The sequence below is a fragment of the Vibrio sp. 1078-1 genome, assembly GCF_033340475.1.
Genome location: NZ_JAWOWM010000523.1, coordinates 1 through 360 on the forward strand (window position 1 = coordinate 1; position 360 = coordinate 360).

1 protein-coding gene is annotated in these 360 nt (G+C 49.7%); it reads right to left on the reverse strand.

Annotated features, from left to right (window positions below; translation table 11 throughout):
- Positions 1-360 (reverse strand): histidine kinase dimerization/phospho-acceptor domain-containing protein (locus R7190_RS28560; RefSeq protein WP_318138020.1); only part of this gene is annotated, 360 nt, incomplete at both ends.

The following is a 360-nucleotide window of genomic DNA, read 5'->3' on the forward strand; positions in this document are numbered from 1 at the left end:
CTGCATCCATCAAAATCTCGGGCAAGCTAGGGTCGTAGTCACGTTCGATGATGATAGAGTTTTGAGATTCTAACTCGACCAGTTGGCGTACTTTCTCCAGAATTTGGTGTAGATTTTCTTGTGTCTTTTTGCCCGGTTTCTGTGGGCCAAGTAGGCGGTCGACTAATGCTCTTAGTCGATCGGCTTGTTCGATAATGATGTGGGCGTATTCGGTTAACGATGGATCGGGCAACATTTTTTCCAGCAGCTGCGCCGCACCGCGTAATCCGCCAAGTGGATTTTTGATCTCATGAGCTAAACCCCGCACGAGCAGTTTGGCGGCTTGTTGCTGTGCGTGTTGGTTGAGCTCTTGAGTGAGGC